This is a genomic window from Ochrobactrum sp. EDr1-4, from assembly GCF_049199085.1.
In the GTDB taxonomy this organism is placed as follows: domain Bacteria; phylum Pseudomonadota; class Alphaproteobacteria; order Rhizobiales; family Rhizobiaceae; genus Brucella.
The window spans coordinates 1-370 of sequence record NZ_JBLZOF010000040.1; the positions used below are offsets into that span (position 1 = coordinate 1).

Sequence of the window (370 nt, forward strand, 5' to 3'; positions counted from 1 at the left end):
AAGTACCATTGGCGCTGGAGCGTTTCACGGCCGAGTTCGGAATGGGATCGGGTGCAGCCGCTCCGCCATAACCACCAGGTCGGCGAAGAACACAAATATGAGAAGCTGGTTGTCTTTCGTGCAGATATTGATTTGTTTTTTCAGGCGCTGATAAACAATAAGCACACGACTGTGTGCCGTCGCTTATGCGACGCGCGGTCCGCAGCGAAGCAGCTTCAGCTGCGACAGCGTGAGGACAAACAACTATCGAACATTGTTCGATGGATATTGTAAATGAGAGTGATCAAGTCGATCGAGCTATTAGTACCGGTAAGCTACATGCGTTGCCGCACTTCCACACCCGGCCTATCAACGTGGTAGTCTTCCACGG

2 rRNA genes are annotated in these 370 nt (G+C 51.9%); both read right to left on the reverse strand.

Annotated elements, in window-relative coordinates:
* Window positions 1-79, reverse strand: a 5S ribosomal RNA gene (rrf, locus tag ACOZHT_RS24440); the annotation flags it as partial.
* 200 nt (window positions 80-279) lie between these two features.
* Window positions 280-370 (reverse strand): 23S ribosomal RNA (locus tag ACOZHT_RS24445); the annotation flags it as partial.